General features: G+C 44.7%; 17 protein-coding genes. 9 read left to right on the plus strand and 8 right to left on the minus strand.

Annotation, left to right across the window (positions count from 1 at the left end; genetic code table 11):
• Nucleotides 1-36 precede the first annotated feature (36 nt).
• On the minus strand, nt 37-567 hold the full coding sequence (gene seqA / locus LNL84_RS02820; protein ID WP_244355105.1) for a replication initiation negative regulator SeqA: 531 nt from the start codon (nt 565-567) through the stop codon (nt 37-39).
• A gap of 92 nt (nt 568-659) precedes the next feature.
• Between seqA and LNL84_RS02825 the strand changes: the two genes are divergently transcribed.
• The 3 genes from LNL84_RS02825 (at nt 660) to fldA (ending at nt 2,322) form a co-directional block, all read left to right on the plus strand.
• Nucleotides 660-1,424: an alpha/beta fold hydrolase gene (locus LNL84_RS02825; protein WP_244355107.1), complete on the plus strand. Its 765-nt coding sequence runs from the start codon at nt 660-662 to the stop codon at nt 1,422-1,424.
• A 94-nt stretch (nt 1,425-1,518) separates the two neighbouring features.
• A complete protein-coding gene (locus tag LNL84_RS02830) occupies nt 1,519-1,740 on the plus strand; it encodes a DUF2788 domain-containing protein (RefSeq protein WP_244355109.1) in 222 nt (73 codons plus the stop codon).
• A 48-nt stretch (nt 1,741-1,788) separates the two neighbouring features.
• Nucleotides 1,789-2,322, plus strand: coding sequence for a flavodoxin FldA (fldA, locus tag LNL84_RS02835; protein WP_244355111.1), 534 nt, complete (start codon nt 1,789-1,791; stop codon nt 2,320-2,322).
• A 13-nt stretch (nt 2,323-2,335) separates the two neighbouring features.
• Here fldA and LNL84_RS02840 read toward each other — a convergent pair whose 3' ends face one another.
• Nucleotides 2,336-2,857 (minus strand): DUF4442 domain-containing protein, encoded by a 522-nt coding sequence (locus LNL84_RS02840; RefSeq protein WP_244355113.1) that lies wholly within the window; start codon nt 2,855-2,857, stop codon nt 2,336-2,338.
• A 187-nt stretch (nt 2,858-3,044) separates the two neighbouring features.
• Between LNL84_RS02840 and fcrX the strand changes: the two genes are divergently transcribed.
• A complete protein-coding gene (gene fcrX, locus LNL84_RS02845) occupies nt 3,045-3,491 on the plus strand; it encodes a ferric iron uptake transcriptional regulator FcrX (protein ID WP_244355116.1) in 447 nt (148 codons plus the stop codon).
• A gap of 82 nt (nt 3,492-3,573) precedes the next feature.
• Here fcrX and glnS read toward each other — a convergent pair whose 3' ends face one another.
• Both glnS and nagE read right to left on the minus strand, forming a co-directional pair.
• On the minus strand, nt 3,574-5,244 hold the full coding sequence (gene glnS, locus LNL84_RS02850) for a glutamine--tRNA ligase (protein ID WP_244355118.1): 1,671 nt from the start codon (nt 5,242-5,244) through the stop codon (nt 3,574-3,576).
• A gap of 205 nt (nt 5,245-5,449) precedes the next feature.
• Complete coding sequence (gene nagE, locus LNL84_RS02855; RefSeq protein WP_341829446.1) at nt 5,450-7,018, minus strand: N-acetylglucosamine-specific PTS transporter subunit IIBC; 1,569 nt, start codon at nt 7,016-7,018, stop codon at nt 5,450-5,452.
• A gap of 485 nt (nt 7,019-7,503) precedes the next feature.
• On the opposite strand from nagE, the gene nagA reads away from it, so the two are divergent.
• The 4 genes from nagA to asnB all read left to right on the plus strand — a co-directional run bounded on the left by nagA (nt 7,504) and on the right by asnB (nt 13,431).
• Nucleotides 7,504-8,640: an N-acetylglucosamine-6-phosphate deacetylase gene (nagA, locus tag LNL84_RS02860; protein WP_244355120.1), complete on the plus strand. Its 1,137-nt coding sequence runs from the start codon at nt 7,504-7,506 to the stop codon at nt 8,638-8,640.
• Between the two features lie 2 nt (nt 8,641-8,642).
• A complete protein-coding gene (gene nagC, locus LNL84_RS02865; protein ID WP_244355122.1) occupies nt 8,643-9,857 on the plus strand; it encodes a DNA-binding transcriptional regulator NagC in 1,215 nt (404 codons plus the stop codon).
• Nucleotides 9,858-9,940: 83 nt separating this feature from the next.
• A complete protein-coding gene (locus LNL84_RS02870; protein ID WP_244355124.1) occupies nt 9,941-11,521 on the plus strand; it encodes a cation:proton antiporter family protein in 1,581 nt (526 codons plus the stop codon).
• A gap of 245 nt (nt 11,522-11,766) precedes the next feature.
• A complete protein-coding gene (gene asnB / locus LNL84_RS02875) occupies nt 11,767-13,431 on the plus strand; it encodes an asparagine synthase B (RefSeq protein WP_244355126.1) in 1,665 nt (554 codons plus the stop codon).
• Nucleotides 13,432-13,485: 54 nt separating this feature from the next.
• Here asnB and LNL84_RS02880 read toward each other — a convergent pair whose 3' ends face one another.
• Nucleotides 13,486-14,670 (minus strand): NnrS family protein, encoded by a 1,185-nt coding sequence (locus tag LNL84_RS02880; RefSeq protein ID WP_244355128.1) that lies wholly within the window; start codon nt 14,668-14,670, stop codon nt 13,486-13,488.
• Nucleotides 14,671-15,087: 417 nt separating this feature from the next.
• Here LNL84_RS02880 and LNL84_RS02885 point away from each other — a divergent pair, with 417 nt between their 5' ends.
• On the plus strand, nt 15,088-16,092 hold the full coding sequence (locus tag LNL84_RS02885) for a substrate-binding domain-containing protein (RefSeq protein ID WP_244355130.1): 1,005 nt from the start codon (nt 15,088-15,090) through the stop codon (nt 16,090-16,092).
• Nucleotides 16,093-16,165: 73 nt separating this feature from the next.
• Here the strand turns inward: LNL84_RS02885 and galM are convergent, their stop codons facing one another.
• The 3 genes from galM to LNL84_RS02900 are packed head-to-tail and all read right to left on the minus strand — an operon-like array spanning nt 16,166 to nt 19,510.
• Entirely contained in the window at nt 16,166-17,245 is a 1,080-nt protein-coding gene (galM, locus tag LNL84_RS02890) for a galactose-1-epimerase (RefSeq protein ID WP_244355132.1), read from the minus strand.
• Nucleotides 17,246-17,258: 13 nt separating this feature from the next.
• Nucleotides 17,259-18,413: a galactokinase gene (galK, locus tag LNL84_RS02895; protein WP_244355134.1), complete on the minus strand. Its 1,155-nt coding sequence runs from the start codon at nt 18,411-18,413 to the stop codon at nt 17,259-17,261.
• A 44-nt stretch (nt 18,414-18,457) separates the two neighbouring features.
• Entirely contained in the window at nt 18,458-19,510 is a 1,053-nt protein-coding gene (locus tag LNL84_RS02900; protein ID WP_244355136.1) for a UDP-glucose--hexose-1-phosphate uridylyltransferase, read from the minus strand.
• Nucleotides 19,511-19,552: the final 42 nt, after the last annotated feature.

Consider the following 19,552-nt stretch of genomic DNA (forward strand, 5'->3'; position numbering starts at 1 on the left):
GCCTGGATAAGGACATTATGAGGTTTAAATCGGAATTTAGATGGCCACCGTGACTTTCTCGATGATGTCGGTGGGGAGCTCCATGCGATTCATCAGCTGTTCAACCATTTGCCTTTTTCGGCTTGTATTGGTGTTTGTAATGACCCAAAACGGCGTAGCTGGTATCGACTTCGGCTTGGTCGTATTCCCGTTGGCCAACAATGTTTCTTCATTGTCTGCAAAGTAAAGGCGTTTGCGCCCTTTAACTTGCATTGCCTCAGAAAAGCTTTCAGGGTTGACTCGATGAAGCGTAGAGAGAACCAACATAAATCGGTCGATCGCTTTTTTCATTCCAGCAAATTCATCGGAAATCAACAAAGCGCGCATCTCTTTTGTTGCGTCTACTTTATTCGAATTACCCGCTTCCTTACTAACGACGATCGTCTTTGCAGCAGCAGGCTTCTGCTGTGAACCTTGCACATCAACCATTAACAATCTTCTAAGAATGTCAGACGCACTTTCACCTATGTGGTGTGTTTGACTGGCAATGTAACGGTATAGATCCTCATCAACCTCAATTGTTTTCATTCGCTTTTCACAATCTCTATGTTTAAACTCTGGATGATTATAACCAGTTCCGCGAGGAACCTCTACGTTAAACCCATCACGAATAGCATAAAATGTCAGTATTACTTAACTATAAAATAGAAGGCGCAGGTCAGCCGGTGGTGTTACTCCATGGCTTATTTGGCGATATGAATAACTTAGGCGTGCTCGCTCGCGAACTCAAAGATCAATATCAAGTCGTTAGTGTCGACCTTCGCAACCATGGCCGATCTTTCCATGACGAGCAACATAACTATCAAGCGATGGCGAGTGATGTCGCACTATTACTTAACAATCTCAGTATTGAGCAGCCTATTGTGATCGGCCACTCAATGGGCGGCAAAGTCGCAATGAAACTCACGGAGCACAATGACATCAACATCGATAAACTCATTGTATTGGATATGTCACCCGTACACTATGCAGAGAGTCGTCATGATAATGTTTTTGCTGGGCTCAATAACGTATCATCTCAACGTCCGACATCGCGCGCTCAAGCAATGCAATTACTCTCTGAGGACATAGAAACGGAGGGCGTCAGACAGTTTCTCAGTAAGTCACTGACTAAACGAGACGATCACCTTGTTTGGCGATTCAATGTCGAGACGTTACAAAACCGCTACCATGATATCCTTGGTTGGTCACCTATCAAGCCAACTGACGTTGCTACCCTTTTTGTTAAAGGCAGCTTATCCGATTATATATTGGCGGAGCATCAGACTCAGATTCAAGCACAGTTTTCCCATGCTAAAGCGCATATTATTGCCAATACTGGTCACTGGTTACACGCCGAAAAACCGGAAGAGGTACTTAGGGCAATTCGCAAGTTCCTTGCGTAGTACCATGAAATTAAAGCAATCCCGATCAGCTCCATTAACTTTATCTGTTAACAATGGTATAGTTCGGCCAAGCAAGTTGGCATAAAGGAAAACCATGCTGTACGACTACATGAATACATTGGAATCCATTGGATTGGATCTTCTGTTTGCCTCCATATTTTTTCTTATTGGTATGGCAATAAAAGATGTTTTAAAACAAGGAAATGTACCAGTATTCGGTCGACGCATTGTATGGTTAGTGCTCTTCTTAGGGTGTGCTGGATTTATCGCCAAAGGGCTAATCCAACTCAGCTGGGAAGGCACGGGGCTCGGTTAATGCTCTGATCCTTTACCCACAAACAGACAAAGAAAAGGTACTGATTCTATGGCAAGTGTAGGTCTATTCTTTGGCAGCGATACCGGTAATACCGAAGCTGTAGCAAAGATGATCCAAAAACAATTGGGTAAACAACTGGTTCACGTACAAGACATTGCAAAAAGTAGCAAAGAAGACATCGATAACTTCGACCTATTGCTTTTAGGCATTCCGACTTGGTACTACGGTGAAGCTCAATGTGATTGGGATGACTTCTTCCCTGAACTCGAAGCTATCGACTTTTCAACAAAGCTCGTAGCGATTTTTGGTTGTGGTGACCAAGAAGATTACGCCGAGTATTTCTGTGATGCGATGGGCACTGTACGCGATATCGTTGAAGCTAAAGGCGGCACAATCATCGGTTATACGTCAACAGACGGCTATGAATTCGAAGCATCGAAAGCACTAGTTGAAGACGACGAGTCTAGCTTTGTTGGTCTATGTATTGACGAAGATCGTCAGCCAGAACTGACTGATGAGCGTGTTTCTAAGTGGGTAAGTCAAATCCATGAAGAAATGTGTTTATCTGAATTAGAAGACTAATTTAAAAACCTCCCTAACTTAGGGAGGTTTTTCTCTCTAGATTGTCCACTACCTCTTGTTGCCGATACTTAGGCTTTCTACGCACGTACAACTTGCGCTGAATCGTTGCAACAACCTGCCCTTCTTGATCTTTTACATGAGTGACAAATTCTGGGAAGTGCTTATCTCCCAATGCCGTCTGTGCCTGAATTTCATTTAGCTGGTTTTGACTAATAGTAAAGTCGGCTTGCAGATCACTCACACCCGGTTTTACGAAATTGATGCTCGCTTCTCTATCCCAGACGAAGTATTGTTCCCTCAATATCCCCATTAACATCAACGAATAAATCGAATCTGTCATTGAAAAAATACTTCCGCCATAGTGTGAGCGGTTGGCGTTCTTATTCCACCAACGAAACTTTAGCGTTACTGACACCTGTCGAAAATCTTCACTGATCTCAGTTATCTTGATGCCTGCCCCCCAAAAAGGTGGCCAAGTATTCAATACAAACTTAACCACTTTCGGTCGGTAGATTCTTGCGATCCTTTTATCCATACGCTCCCCTTGCTAGATGTAAAGGAATTGTAACTGGTCGGATGTGATTGTAAAGTGACTTCAATGGGGTTTCTTGTAACAACTTAGTAACCCCTTGAAGTTGGTGGTTTATTGTTAGGGCCGAGTGCCCTATAATGGTTGGATTATTGAAATCTGTTTGTTACAGCAGATCATCACGGGAAAGTATATGTCAGACAATAACAAAGCACTGAAGGACGCTGGACTTAAAGTCACGTTACCGCGATTAAAAATCCTAGAGGTTTTACAAAAACCCGAATATCAGCATATTAGTGCTGAAGACCTATATAAAAAGCTCATTGATTTGGGTGAGGAAATTGGTCTTGCAACTGTCTACCGAGTACTTAACCAATTCGATGACGCAGGGATTGTTACACGTCACCACTTTGAAGGCGGAAAATCAGTATTTGAACTGTCAACGCAACACCATCATGATCACTTAGTGTGTCTTGACTGTGGCGAAGTGATCGAATTTTCAGATGACGTCATTGAGACTCGACAAAAAGAGATTGCTGCGCAGTATAATGTTGAGTTGACCAACCACAGTTTATACCTTTACGGAAAGTGTCGCGATAGAAGCTGTAAAGACGACCCTAATGCTCACAAGCCAAAATAGCCACAACACTGCATTGGCTTAATAAATACCAATAAAAAACCAGCCTAGCGGCTGGTTTTTTTATTCTGCTTCGTAACTGAGATTACATCGCTTCACTTTTTGCCCATGTGTCTCTTAAACCTACAGTACGGTTAAAGACAAGAGCACCCTCTTTCGAATCTTTTGAATCTGCACAGAAGTAGCCCGTACGCTCAAATTGGAAGCCTTGCTCTGCTTTCGCTGCGCCTAAGCTCGGTTCAACAAACCCTTGGAGAACAGATAACGAATCAGGGTTGATCGTCTCAACAAAGTTATCTGCCGCTGCTGGGTTAGCTACGGTGAATAGACGGTCGTACAGACGAATCTCCGCTGGTAAGCCTTTTTCAGCAGATACCCAGTGAATAACGCCTTTAACTTTACGGCCATCAGCCGGGTTTTTACCCAGAGTTTCATTGTCATAAGTACAATAAATGGTCGTCACATTGCCTTGGGCATCTTTCTCGATACGCTCTGCTTTGATGACGTATGCACCACGTAAACGAACTTCCTTACCAAGTACAAGACGCTTATATTTCTTGTTGGCTTCTTCGCGGAAATCGTCAGCTTCGATCCAGATTTCACGAGTAAATGGGACTTCGCGACTGCCCATCTCTGGCTTATTAGGGTGATTTGCGATCGATAACGTCTCTACAGATTCCGCATCAAAGTTCTCGATAACCACTTTCACAGGCTCAAGTACCGCCATCGCGCGCGGTGCGTTTTCGTTTAGATCATCACGAATGCACGATTCCAAAGAACCGAACTCAATCATGTTCTCTTGTTTTGTAACACCGATTCGCTTACAAAACTCACGAATTGACGCTGACGTAAAGCCCCGGCGACGAAGACCTGAAATCGTCGGCATGCGTGGATCATCCCAACCATTCACGAGATTTTCAACAACCAACTGGTTAAGCTTGCGCTTTGACATCACCGTGTATTCAAGGTTTAGACGACTAAACTCATACTGATGAGGCTGACAATCAATGGTAATGTTCTCTAAAACCCAATCGTACAAGCGACGGTTGTCTTGGAATTCTAATGTACAAAGTGAGTGCGTAATACCTTCTAATGCATCTGAAATACAGTGCGTGAAGTCATACATTGGGTAAATGCACCACTTATCACCCGTTTGATGGTGAGTGGCAAAGCGTACACGATAAATAACCGGATCGCGCATCACGATGAAAGAAGAGGCCATATCGATTTTGGCACGAAGGCACGCTTTGCCCTCTTCAAAGCCACCGTCTCGCATTTTTTCAAATAGCGCGAGGTTTTCCTCTACACTACGATCGCGATAAGGGCTGGCTTTACCTGGCTCTTTCAATGTGCCGCGATACTCACGGATCTGCTCTGGACTTAGCTCGTCAACATACGCTAAGCCTTTATTAATTAATTCAACCGCGTACTCGTACAGCTTGTCGAAGTAGTTTGAAGAGTAACAAATCTCTCCAGACCAATCGAAGCCTAACCAGCTCACATCATTCTTAATTGACTCAACGTACTCTACGTCTTCTTTCTCAGGGTTAGTATCATCAAAACGAAGATTACACTGACCTTGATAGTCCTGAGCAATACCGAAGTTTAAACAAATAGATTTTGCGTGCCCGATATGCAGATAACCGTTTGGTTCCGGCGGGAAACGAGTATGCACGCTAGTATGCTTACCATCCGCTAAATCTTTATCAATGATTTGGCGAATAAAGTTCGATGGACGAGCCTCAGCTTCACTCATCTATTACACCTCTATGGTTTGGTATTGTCAGAATATATAAAGGCTAATGATCCACAATTCTCCATGAATACTCAACAAGAACTCGCTTTTTCCTGCAATTATTTGCCTCAAAAGTTTACAACCGACTGCAAATGACCAAATTAAAGCAAAAAAAAGCCTCCCTAATGGGAGGCTTATTGAACAGTTTACTGTTTTTTAAGCTTGCTTATGGAAGCTTGATACCTGATAGGTCTTCACCAGCACCAACCGCTTTCATTTCACCGGCAACGATTTCAGCTAGAGGACCAAGGATAACCTGTAGGTTATTCTCACCAAGTTTAACCACACCCTTTGCACCTAGCTTCTTAAGCACTGCTTCGTCGGCTACAGAGCGGTCTTTAAGAGTAAGACGTAAGCGAGTGATACAAGCATCGATAGATGTTAGGTTCTCGTGACCACCTAGAGCTTTTAGGTATTGACGAGCTAGATCACCATTCTTCGCATCAGCAGCAACTTCTACAGCTTCGTCATCATCTTCACGACCAGGCGACTTCAGGTTGAATGCGCGGATTGCAAAAGAGAAAGTGAAGAAGTATAGAGCACCAAAGCCTAGACCAATCAGTAGTAGCACGAATGGTTTAGTCGCTAGACCCCAGTTCAATACGAAATCGATAAGACCTGCAGAGAAACCAAAGCCGTGTAGCGTGCCAAACATGTTAGCAACAACTAGAGATAGACCTGTGAACACTGCATGCATTGCGTATAGAGCAGGAGCTAGGAATACAAACATGAATTCTAGCGGCTCTGTAATACCCGTTAGGAAAGAACATAATGCTACTGAGAATAATGCACCACCAACTTGGCTGCGTTTTTCAGCAGGCGCTGCTAGGTACATTGCTAGTGCAGCACCCGGTAGACCAAACATCATTACTGGGAAGAAGCCGTTCATGAATGCACCAGCACTTTTGTCGCCACCGAAGAAGCGGTGTAGGTCACCAGACTTAACGGTTTCAGTGACTTCTTTAACAGTTGCGGTGATTTCTGGGTTAACAGAGTTAGCAAATTCAAAAGTGTGAGACTGACCAGCAACTAGAGTCTTAGCAAGAGCTGGGTCCACACAAAGCTGTTGTAGTGCAGGAAGTGCTTGACCAGCTGCTTGTGCACCAGTAACTAGAACTTCTTGACATGTGCCTAGACCGAACCAGAAATACGAGTTAAGAACGTGGTGCAGACCAACAGGGATAAGTGCACGGTTAAGAGTACCATATACGAATTGACCAACTGCGCCAGAGCTTGACACTGCGTGCGCAAGCGCGTCCAGACCGTTTTGTACGCCAGGCCATACAACACCAGCAATCGCACCAGCGACAACCGCAATTAGACCAGCCATAATAGGAACAAGACGTTTACCCGCGAAGAATGCTAGCCATTCTGGAAGTCGAGTAGCGTGGAACGCGTTATAACAGTGACCAGCAATGATACCAGCGAAGATACCGCCGAAGAACGACATGTTAACGTCTGCGTTGATTGTTGTTGCTGTTGCTGTTAGTACGAAGTAAGCAACTGCCCCAGCAAGACCTGCTGCACCGTTACCGTCTTTAGATAGACCAATCGCGATACCCAAACCGAATAGTAGAGGCAGATTACTAAAAATTGCGCCACCAGCTTGAGCCATAAACGGAATGTCTAAAAGGTCACCTTGACCCAAACGAAGTAGAAGCGCCGCTATCGGAAGCGTTGCAATCGGTAGCATCAATGCCTTACCGAGCTTCTGTGCATATCCTAGTATATTCACCTTATAGTTCCCCCTATAGGAATTTTTTATATTTGGTTGAGCTACTTATTTTAGTCTCTCAATTTAGTCCCACTCAGTTTATGAAATTAATTTTGCTCCGCAAATTAAAAGCTCATCATTTGTGATCGCAATCACCAGTTTTTGTCAAAATACAGGGTTTTTGCTAGCGAGATCATAAAACTTATTTTATCATACGAAAAAATGAAGATAAGTCGCTACGATTCTCGTCAATTAAGTTCGCTTATGAACAGTAAAAGTCGACAAAGAAAACTATAGAAGAACAATAAAACGACGCTGACAACGGGTAATTAAAAACTATTAATCATACTGTTAACTCGATTCAAAAAAACATTTTACACTTGCTGAAAAATTACAACGCTCTTTGCTAAGAAGCGCAAAGTAAGTTTTAAAACCTTTGTTTTTAAAGCGCTATTTTTGCCGTTGGCAACGAGATAAACAGAATTAAACACAAGGATTCGCCAATTATGTATGCACTAACGAATTGCAAAATTTTCACTGGTAGTGATGTACTAACTGAACATACCGTTTTAGTCGAAGGGGATTTGATCCACTCAATTATTCCTGTTGCATCCTTAAACAAGGACATCAAGCGTATTGACCTTAAAGGCGCTAATGTAAGCCCGGGGTTTATTGACCTGCAGCTAAACGGTTGTGGTGGTGTTATGTTTAACGATGAGATCACTGCAGACACGATTCACACTATGCACCGAGCAAATCTAAAATCTGGCTGCACCAGCTTTCTACCTACTTTGATTACTTCGTCAGACGACAGCATGCGCCAAGCGATCGAAGCTGCGCGTAATTATCACGACCAGTATCAAAACCATTCCCTAGGACTGCACTTAGAAGGCCCATATTTAAACGTCGCGAAAAAAGGGATCCACAGCCCCGATTTCATTCGCCACTCTGACGATTCGATGATTGATCTTATCTGCGAAAATCGCGACCTCGTCGCAAAAGTCACACTTGCTCCGGAACAAAATCAGCCTGAGCATATCGAAAAGTTAAGAGATGCGGGTGTTGTTATTTCGATAGGTCACACAAATGCAACCTACCAAGAAGCTCGTCAAGGCTTTGATGCAGGTATCACTTTTGCCACACACTTGTTCAATGCCATGACCTCGATGACTGGTCGTGAGCCCGGTGTTGTTGGTGCTATTTATGATACTGCAGATGTATACGCGGGTATCATCGCGGATGGCTTCCATGTAGACTACGCAAACATTCGCATCGCTCACAAAATCAAAGGCGAGAAGTTGGTATTAGTGACGGATGCCACAGCTCCGGCTGGCGCTGACATGGAACACTTTATTTTTGTCGGCAAGAAAGTATATTACAAAGATGGTAAGTGTGTTGATGAAAACGGCACTTTAGGCGGCAGCGCACTGACTATGATAGAAGCGGTTCAAAACACAGTTGAACACGCTGGTATTGCATTGGACGAAGCTCTTCGAATGGCGACGCTCTACCCTGCGAAAGCAATTGGGGTGGATCAAAAACTTGGCCGTATCAAAAAAGGTATGGTAGCAAACTTGGCTATTTTCGACAGAGACTTCCATGTTCAGGCAACGATTGTTAACGGACAATACGAGCAGAATTAAGCATGAATGGTGGACAGATAGGTAATGTTGATTTAGTTAAGCAACTAAATAGCGCAGCGGTATACAGACTCATTGATAGACAGGGGCCTATATCCCGAATTCAGGTAGCTGATGTTAGCCAGCTAGCGCCAGCTAGTGTTACCAAAATCACCCGCCAGTTGTTAGAACGTGGCCTCATTAAAGAGGTCGCTCAGCAAGCTTCAACAGGTGGCCGACGCGCCATTTCACTGACAACCGAAGTTGTACCCTTTCATTCCGTTGCCGTCAGACTAGGCCGAGACTATGTTCAATTTAGCCTTTATGACTTAGGTGGCAAAGAACTCGCGTACGAAAGCCACGAACTCTTTTACTCAAACCAAAGTGATTTGGTCGCGGGTCTGTTGACCAACCTCAAACAATTTGTCACGCAACAAGCTGAAAAGATTAACCAACTGGTTGCTATTGGCATCACGTTACCTGGTTTGGTGAACCCAACCACAGGTGTGGTTGAGTACATGCCGAATACTGACATCGACAACTTAGAGCTCAGTGACATTATTCGCAACGAATTTAATGTTGAATGTTTTGCTGGCAACGACGTAAGAGGTATGGCACTCGCAGAGCACTATTTTGGTGCTAGCCAAGACTGCCAAGATTCCATCCTAGTGAGTGTTCATCGCGGTACAGGTGCTGGAATCATTGTTAACGGACAAGTATTTTTGGGCTTCAACCGCAATGTCGGTGAGATCGGTCATATTCAAATCGATCCACTCGGTGAACAGTGTCAATGTGGTAATTTTGGTTGCCTTGAAACCGTCGCTGCCAATCCCGCAATAGTTCAACGAGTGAGAAAGCTCATTGCTCAAGGGTACCAATCCACCTTAGCGGATAAGCAGCACATTACCATCAACGATGTCTGTTCACATGCGCTTAACGGTGATGAACTTGCTAAGCAAAGCTTAGTTCGAGTAGGCAATCAATTGGGTAAAGCAATTGCGATGACCATTAACCTGTTTAACCCTCAAAAAGTGATTATCGCCGGTGATATCACCATGGCCAAAGATCTGGTTTTCCCTGCCATCAAGCGCAATGTCGAAAACCAATCGCTAACCACTTTCCACAAGGATTTGCCTATCGTTGCATCTGAAATAGACAAACAGCCAACTATGGGGGCCTTTGCTATGATCAAACGTGCGATGCTTAATGGTGTCCTGCTTCAAAAATTATTAGAAGATTAAACACAACACAAGTCAACGATACTGTAGAATAACGGGCTGTATTAACATACAGCCCGTTATTTATCAGGAAAATATAAACTCATATGGACATCGTATTAATAACCGTTGCTTTCATTGCAGGGTTCATCGCACTTAAGTGTCAGCTGCCACCATTAGTTGGTTTTCTTCTCGCAGGCTTCACCCTACACGCCCTGGGCTTTGAGTCGACAGAAACGATAGTGACACTGGCTGATCTTGGCGTCACACTTCTATTGTTTACCATCGGCCTTAAGCTTGATATTAAAACCTTGCTTTCAAAAGAAATTTGGGCAGGCGCAAGCATTCACAATGTCGCTTCGACACTGATATTCACCGTTCTGTTATTGGGCTTGAAAACCCTTGGTATATCAAGCCTTGCAAGCTTAGAACTTGAGCAGTTGATTCTCATTGGTTTTGCCCTCTCATTCTCAAGTACCGTTTTCGCCGTCAAGACGTTAGAAGAGAAAGGGGAAATGAATGCAACCTACGGTACCCTTGCCATTGGTATTTTGGTTATGCAGGATATCTTCGCAGTAATATTCTTGACCGCATCGACCGGGAAAGTCCCTGAATGGTATGCGCTGATCTTGTTTGCATTACCTTTAATTCGTCCGCTCTTTTTTAAAATTCTCGATAAGGTTGGGCACGGTGAAATGCTGGTTCTCAGCGGCGTATTCTTCGCATTAGTCATGGGCGCAGGCTTGTTCGAAGTTGTCGGTGTTAAGGCCGACCTTGGCGCGCTGGTCTTAGGTATGTTATTAGCTGGGCATGGAAAAGCTTCTGAATTATCAAAGTCACTCTTTAATTTAAAAGAGTTGTTCTTGGTGTGCTTTTTTCTCAACATCGGCCTTGCAGACCAACCAACACTGCAAGGTTTTCTGCTCGGCAGTATGATTTTATTGCTGCTGCCAATCAAAGGTTTCCTGTATTTTATCGTCATCAACGCCTTTAAATTTCGCGTGCGCACTAGCCTACTCACCTCCCTAACGCTATTCAATTTTAGTGAGTTTGGCCTCATTGTCGGGGGACTTGCCTATAAGCTAGGGTGGATATCAGGGGATATTTTGGTCGCCCTTGCTATCAGCGTTTCACTGTCTTTTATCGTCGCAGCGCCACTTAACCGCTTCGGCCACTCGATCTATCTTAGGTCAGCAAAGTGGCTTAAAGAGCAAGCGGCCGAAAACATACATCAGCGTGACCAGTTTATTCATCCGGGAGAAGCGCAAGTACTGATATTGGGGATGGGCCGCATTGGTTCGGGCGCATACGATGAACTGCACCAACGATACGGTAAAGTAAATCTAGGAGTTGAGGTCAGAGAAGAGGCCGCTCGCTTACATCAAAAACAAGGACGCAATGTCATCGCTGGTGATGCGACTGACCCTGATTTTTGGGAGCGCATACTCGATACTGCTCACGTGAAACTGGTATTGTTGGCTATGCCGCATCACCAGGGAAATCAAACCGCACTAACCTTATTGCAACAAAAAGGCTTCAAAGGTCAAATTGCGGCAATCGCGGCCTATCCCGATCAAATAGAAGCTCTCAATGAACTTGGGGTCGATGCTGCTTTTAACATTTATAGCGAAGCAGGTAGCGGTTTTGCCAGGCATGTCTGCAAACAACTACAGCCAAACTTAAAATAGTCATCTGAAATAAAGTCAAAGGCCATTTAAGTGGCCTTTGACTCTGTACTTCAAATCTACTCGCCATTAGAAACCTGTTCAACATCGCACCTCCAATTAGAAAAAATTTAAATTTAATTGCTATTTAGTGAATAAAATTTAACTCAATGTCGGTTTTATTTACTTTTTCACGATTGTCGGTTGCTTTTTTTTGAGCAGATGGCAAATTGAACACATCAAAGTATTCATCGTTAAAAGGAAGTTGTATGTGTTCAGTATTTGGCATCCTCGATATAAAAAGTGATGCCGCAGCACTTAGACCGGTTGCACTAGAAATGTCGAAAACATTGCGCCACCGTGGTCCTGATTGGTCTGGTATCTATTCATCTGAAAGAGCTATCTTAGCTCATGAGCGATTGGCAATTGTTGGTCTTAATAGCGGTGCTCAGCCACTATATAGCTCAGACAAAAAACACATCCTTGCCGTTAACGGTGAAATCTACAACCACAAAGAAATTCGTGCGCGTTACGAAGGTAAATATGAGTTCCAAACAGATTCAGACTGTGAAGTAATTCTTGCTCTTTACGAAGATCTTGGGGCTGATTTACTTGAAGAACTCAACGGTATTTTTGCCTTTGTTCTGTACGATGAAGAGAAAGACCAATATCTTGTGGGCCGTGATCACATTGGTATCATTCCTTTATATCAAGGCTATGATGAGCACGGAAACTATTACGTTGCTTCTGAAATGAAAGCCCTTGTTCCTGTCTGTAAAACGATCAGCGAATTCCCTCCAGGTTGCTTCTACGGTTCGGGCGATGCTGAGCCACAACGCTACTATATTCGTGATTGGAACGAGTACGCTGCAGTACAAGGCAACTCTACCAGCAAAGAAGAGCTTACTGAAGCTCTAGAAGCCGCAGTAAAACGCCAACTTATGACCGACGTACCATACGGCGTACTACTGTCTGGCGGGCTTGATTCATCAATCACTTCTGCGGTCGCTAAGCGCTTTGCCGCTATGCGTATTGAAGACGACGGTCAATCAGAAGCCTGGTGGCCACAGCTACACTCTTTTGCAGTGGGCTTAGAAGGTGCACCAGACTTGATAGCGGCTCGTGAAGTCGCAGACCAAATTGGTACCGTTCACCATGAAATGACTTATACGATTCAAGAAGGCTTAGACGCTATTCGTGACGTGATTTACCACATCGAAACATACGACGTTACTACGATTCGTGCATCCACACCAATGTACCTTTTAGCTCGAAAGATCAAAGCAATGGGCATCAAAATGGTTCTTTCTGGTGAAGGCGCTGACGAAATCTTCGGTGGTTACCTTTACTTCCATAAAGCGCCAAATGCCAAAGAGTTCCACGAGGAGACCGTGCGTAAACTACTAGCGTTAAACATGTTTGACTGCGCTCGTGCCAACAAATCATTGGCCGCTTGGGGCGTCGAAGGTCGTGTGCCTTTCCTAGACAAAGAATTTATCGATGTGGCAATGCGTCTTAACCCTGAAGATAAGATGTGTGGCAATGGCAAAATGGAGAAACACATTCTTCGTGAGTGCTTTGAACATTACCTACCAGAATCTATCGCTTGGCGTCAAAAAGAGCAGTTCTCAGACGGTGTTGGTTACAGCTGGATTGACACATTAAAAGCCGTGGCAGAAGAGAAAGTCACAGACACTCAAATGGAGACAGCGGCATACCGCTTCCCATACAACACGCCGACAACAAAAGAAGGTTATGCATATCGCGAAATCTTCGAAGAACTTTTCCCGCTAGAATCTGCAGCAAAATGCGTTCCAGGCGGCCCATCGGTAGCTTGTTCTTCAGCAAAAGCGATTGAATGGGATGAGTCATTCCAAAACTGTGTTGACCCATCAGGTCGAGCAGTACAAGCAGTTCATAACGACTCTTACTAAGTCGCTCCAAAAAAAACCAGCCTCGGCTGGTTTTTTTGTACTTGTCATTCAAGATTACCCAGGATGGCCGTCTACTCTGGGGGTCAGTAGCATCTTGCCAAATTGCAGTACGTACAATCCAAAGCCTATGGTCCACAATAGAGCGCTGATATTAATCCACACAAACAAATACTCTGGCCAAAATACCACACCGAAACTGCGAATCGCTGCGGCAACGATAACTGAAAGAAAGGCAATTGCCATGTTTGGCCCTTTGTAGATCGCTCGTCCTGTATGCCCCATAGTCACTCGACTGATCATCGCTAAAATTACGCCGCCCAAAGCCCCAACCGCAAATAGATGTAAGAAGTTATGTGCGGTAAATGCATCGGTTAATGCACCTCTAAAGATCAAACTCAATGGCAAGCAAAGATAGGCAAAATGCAAAGACCAGACTAGGGGCTCAGAAAGCGTCGCCCAGGGTTTCCAGCGCAGCCAACGCACCAATTGTGCGCTACCGGCAAAGACCATTAGAATTTGAACGACAGTATCATCGGTCAATGAGAAGAAACTAAGGAGAAAGAGCACTAGCAAAGGAAGGTTCGCCGCCCATTCTAGGTAAACAATGGGCTGGGCCTTTTCAAAATTAAAACGACGAGCAGTAAAGAATGGTATCACCCTTCCTCCCATCACAGACAACAATAAGGTGAACCACCAAAGCATTGCTTGCCAAACTGCACTTGAGCCGAAAGGAGGCATACCCTTTATGGTCGCATAACTAGCAAAGTTGGCAAAAATAGCCAGCAGGAACAAGGGAACAAAAAATAGGTTTTTCCATCCTTTCGCCCTAACGACACGAAAACCTATTTCATACGCAGCCATGGCTAAAAACAGGGCTTCAATACTTGATATCAACCATAGAGGCGTTGGAGTCCAGAGCAACACCCTTGGCAAAATCCACAATATCACCAATACCAGCAATCGATGGTGCTTAGTACCATTGACTCCTGTCCAAGTTTGTACCGCTGTCAGAACAAAGCCCACCACAATCGCCATGGCAAAGCCAAACAGCATTTCGTGTGCGTGCCACCAAAGGGCTGGTACTGCTAAGGATGAAGGCTGACCATTCTGAAACATCAACACCCAAACTACGACCGCAAAAATAGCGTAAACGCTGCCTAACAAAAAGAAAGGTCGAAAGCCTAAACGAAGCCATGCGGGGATCTTATCTTCGACTTTTTTGTCAGTAATATTCAACATAGTATTCCACTTAATTTCCTCAATTACAGGTATCTATGCATAATTCATTCCATAAGAAAAAACATTATTAATCAGAAGATTAATATAAGATCACGCATCAAAATAAGTCTAAATGACACATTAGCATGAAGTCAAAAGCACTCAGGTGAGTCAAATTTAACCATTCAATTTTATGATAAGCCGATACACCGTGTATGGTCTGTCAATGTCAGTATAGTCTAACGATGCTCAGCTCTAGGTCGCCGCTAGACGACAACACACAGTTAAACAAGCAGAAAAAATAAAACGTTTACATTGCTCACAGTTCTTTGCAGCACCAAAGTTGAGAGCCTTCATTCATCTCAATTTAGTGAAACATACATTGCCATATTTTCATGATAGGAGTTTAATACCTATAAAGAATAAGAGAGGTTACGTATGGCAACAATAAAGGATGTCGCCAAAGAGGCTGGCGTCTCAGTGGCAACGGTTTCACGAGTCATCAATAAATCCCCAAAAGCGAGCTCCGCATCAGTAGAATCGGTGACCAAAGCGATGTCTAAACTGGGTTACCGCCCTAATGCCAACGCTAGAGCACTGGTCAGTCAAAGCACCAACACGGTTGGGGTTTTGGTCAGTGATGTTTCTGATCCTTTTTTTGGAACCCTCGTCAAAGCCGTTGATGATGTTGCCCACCAGCACAACAAACACATTCTTGTTGGTAACGGCTATCACAATGCCGATGAAGAGCGCAACGCCATCGAACTCCTTATTAATAGTCGATGTGACGCCCTGGTGATCCACTCGAAAGCACTCTCAGATGAGGAGCTCATTCGCTATGCTGAAGAAGTCAAAGCGCTGGTGTTTATTAACCGCAATATCGAAGCCCTACCTGGCCGTTGTATCTCTTTGGATAACTATAAAGGGGCTTTTCTGGCCACCGAGCACTTGATCCGCAATGGACATCGCAATATTGCGTGCATTGCTTCTTCACATGCAATTGAAGATGTCGAGCAGCGTTTGGCTGGCTATCAAGACGCCCTAAAGGCAAACAATATCGAGTTATCGACGAGCTATGTAGAATACGGTGAGCCCGACAGCGATGGTGGGGAACGCGCCATGACAAACCTACTGACCAAATCTCTGCCAATTACAGGAATCGTGGCTTATAACGACAACATGGCTGCTGGAGCTCTCTCTGTCTTGGAAGAAAATCAATTAGAACTGCCGCGCCAAATGTCAATTATCGGTTTTGATGATGCGCTGATAGCAAAATACTTACACCCTCGGCTCACCACTATCCGCTACCCGATTAAAATGATGGCCGAAAAGGCTGCTGAAATCGCGATTGCCCTATCCAAGAAAGCAACCATAGAAACCGAACCTATGGTCTATTCTCCCACTTTGGTGCAGCGAATGTCCGTTGAAAGAAACATGCTCTAATCTAAAAAAAACCAGCAATTGCTGGTTTTTTTGTTCTCTATCACTTCGGAATGCACCCTGTTATTCAAACGGCTTAGTTCTGAGCTAGCTCAAATTGATAGCAGGTCATGTGTACATACTCTTCTCCGGGTTCAAAAAAACAGCTTGGCTGCCCCCATTCGGGATGGTTTGGAGAGTCGGGTAAGAACTGAGTTTCCAGCGCTAACCCTGCATAGTTTTGATATTCCCCATGTTGGCGGTTTGGCGTCCCCGCTAACCAGTTTCCGGTGTATAACTGTACAGCAGGCTTGGTTGTATAGAGCTTCATTGTTACCAGGCCATCAGGAGAGGTCACCGAGGCGGCACAGTCGCCCTGCTCGCACGAACGCGCAAGAATAAACGAATGATCGTAACCATTTGCCGCCTGCTGTTGCTCGTCTGCAAGCCAGTCCTCGGTCACCAATTTTGGCACTCTAAAATCAAAGCTGGTTCTTTCGACCGATACCGGCCCTGATAATGGAATACCACTAGCATTGGTGGGCAGATATTGATGAGCATTAATGCTTAAGATATGCTCCTTGCACGTTTCTCCCCTCTCGGCGCCCAATAAGTTAAAATAGGCGTGATTGGTGAGGTTGATTGGCGTCGCCTTATCTGTACGGGCAAAGTACTCAATTCTGACTTCATTGTCGTCGGTGAGCTCATATCGAACCGACACATCCAGATTCCCAGGAAAGCCTTGATCACCATCGAAAGAGTGCAGCTCCAACACAATAAATTGACGACCGTGTTCACTCACTCGCCAGCGCCTTTTATCAAACCCATCAACACCACCGTGAAGACAGTTTCCTTGCTGATTGCTAGAAAGCTCGGTGAGCGCACCATTGTGATAATACTTAGCGCCGGCAATGCGATTTGCGTAGCGCCCTACCGTGGCTCCCTGATAGCTCTGCTGGTTGAGGTAATCTTTTAATGTAGAGCACCCTAGGAGCACCTCTCTTTGCTCTTTAGAGCCGTCACCTTTAGTCACAGGTAGTGTACAACTTACCCATGTTGCTCCGAAATCCATCACCGAAATGCGCATTCCATAAGCATTTTCTAGCGTAAAGAAATTCACTGGCATTCCATCCGGGGCGACATCTTTAGTGTTACTTTCAACGATTGATTGATTCATAAAATGACTATCTCTACTTTATTACACCCGCGCCACTCTTAGCCTGACACACATAGATGGACTCCTTAAGGCCAAACGCTTTCTCATATTGTGCGTCTATCACCGCTTTTACATCGTCAACCAATGCAGGTGGGACTAACGCCACTACACAGCCGCCAAAGCCACCGCCTGTCATACGAACGCCACCTTGCTCACCAATTACTTCTTTTACAATATCAACAATAAAATCAATTTCTTTGACTGTAATTTCGAAATCATCACGCATAGAAATGTGCGATTGCGCCATTAACTCGCCCATGCGCTTCATATCACCAACACGAAGTGCGCTAGCAGCTTCTTCAGTGCGGTCATTTTCGGTAATGACATGACGTGCGCGTTTAGCAACCATTTCATCAAGTTCAGATACCCGCTCGTTAAACTGTTCAATCGTCACATCACGTAATGCTTTGACACCAAAAACACGTGCTGCTTCTTCACATTGCTCGCGACGAGTGTTGTATTCGCTGTCTACTAACCCACGTTGTTTATTGGAGTTGATGATCACCACCGCCATATCTTTTGGCATCGATACCGCTTGTGTTTCTAGACTTCGACAATCGATCAATAGTGCATGATTTTCTTTCCCTTCGGCAGAGATGAGTTGATCCATAATGCCGCAGTTGCAGCCAACAAATTCGTTTTCAGCTTGCTGACCATTCAGTGCGACTTCGGCTTGGCTGATCTCTAGGTTGTATAACGTTTTGAATGTTTGCCCAATCACCACCTCCAGTGCTGCTGAAGAGCTAAGACCTGCGCCTTGTGGAACATTGCCGGAGACAGAAATGTCTGCACCGCCGATTTGGTAGCCTCGCGCCATTAAGAACTTCACCACACCGCGAATATAGTTGGCCCACATTTTGTCTTGCTGGAAGGTAATGTCTTCGGTGATATCAAACTCATCGGTCGCATCTTGGTAGTCTACAGACACGACTCGTATGATGTTATCGTCACGTTTTGCGGCGGCGACGACCGTTTGGTAGTTAATAGCACAAGGTAGCACAAAGCCATCGTTATAATCAGTGTGTTCACCAATCAAGTTCACACGTCCGGGTGCTTGGATAAAATGCGTCGGTTGATAACCTAAAACACGCTCAAATGAATCGGTAACGTTTTGGATTAAAGTTGTCATCGTTATTTTCTCTCAAATTTAGTGGCGCAACTCGCGCCAAATTTTTATTGTTCTTTGTAGTGCACGTCACTGACATCCCGTAGACGCTGCTCAGCTTGTTCAGCGGTGAGATCGCGCTGGGATTCTGCCAACATTTCATAACCCACCATAAACTTGCGAATAGAAGCCGAACGCAGTAACGGTGGATAAAACAGTGCATGTAGCTGCCAATGCTCGGTGCTTTCGCCCTCTTTAAAGAAGGGGGCAAAGTGCCATCCCATCGAATATGGGAATGAACATTGAAATAAATTGTCATAACGCGAGGTCAACTTCTTAATCGCGAGAGCCAAATCGTCCTTTTGCTCGTCGCTTAACTCGCTCATGCGACGAATATGCACCTTAGGCAGAAGCATAGTTTCAAATGGCCATGCTGCCCAATATGGGACAACCGCAAGCCAGTGTTCTGTTTCTACAACCGTTCTCGATCCATCTTTCATTTCTGCGTTAACGTAATCCACCAGCAAATTTGAACCTTGTTGCTGGTAATATTCGCGCATTAAGCGGTCTTTGCGCTCTATTTCATTAGGAAGAAAGCTATTAGCCCAGATTTGGCCGTGGGGATGTGGCTGTGAGCAGCCCATTGCTTCGCCTTTGTTTTCAAAAGCCTGAACCCAAAGGTACTCTTTACCCAGCTCTTCTATTTGCTCATTCCACGTATCAACGACGCCACGAATCTCTAGGAGGGAGAGCTCAGGCAAAGTTTTACTGTGGTCAGGCGAGAAGCAGATAACGCGACTTAGGCCACGTACGCCTTGAGTTTTAAACAATGGATTGTCTGATTCTGGAGCATCAGGGGAATCGGGCATCAAAGCCGCAAAGTCGTTACTAAATACGTAGGTCCCTTTATAGTCAGGGTTCACGTCTCCGGAGATACGATCATTGCTAGGGCAAAGAAAACACTTCTCGTCGTATTTTGGCAGCTGCACATGAGACACTTCCTCACTTTGACCGCTCCAAGGGCGTTTTGCACGATGGGGAGATACTAAAATCCACTGTCCGGTTAATGGGTTATAACGGCGATGAGGATGATCTACAGGGTTAAATTCAATGCTCGACATAATGCTTACTCAATAGTTAAATTCAAAAATTCTTGGAAAACA

It is taken from the genome of Vibrio gelatinilyticus (genome assembly GCF_022836845.1).
Classification (GTDB): Bacteria; Pseudomonadota; Gammaproteobacteria; order Enterobacterales; family Vibrionaceae; genus Vibrio; species Vibrio gelatinilyticus.